At 36.0% G+C, this 292-nt stretch carries 1 protein-coding gene; it reads left to right on the top strand.

The features are described from left to right. Window positions 1-292, top strand: a 292-nt coding sequence (locus QWJ41_RS20965) for a GAG-pre-integrase domain-containing protein (RefSeq protein ID WP_302710416.1), incomplete at both ends; no start/stop codon positions are given.

The following is a 292-nucleotide window of genomic DNA, read 5'->3' as shown; positions in this document are numbered from 1 at the left end:
CTAAAGCTATCAGAACAGCCCAATCAGTCAAAATCGATGCCAACCGATCAAAACGATCAAAACTATCAAATCGATCAAATCGATCAAATCAATCAAACAGAAGAAAACGATCAAATCGATCTATTGCATCGACGTTTCGGCCATATTGGTAAAACAAGCTTAAATAAGCTTTGTGACAACACCAACGGCATGAATTCAAATATTAAAACAAACAACTCATTCAGCAACTGCGAGATCTGCTTAAAAAGCAAATTTACTAGCAAGATAAGCAGAAATCCACCAATAACTCAAG

The organism is Nocardioides cremeus, from assembly GCF_030518195.1.
GTDB lineage: Bacteria > Actinomycetota > Actinomycetes > Propionibacteriales > Nocardioidaceae > Nocardioides > Nocardioides cremeus.
Note: the sequence above shows the minus strand (reverse complement) of the source record. Positions and strands in the feature narration are given on the sequence as shown.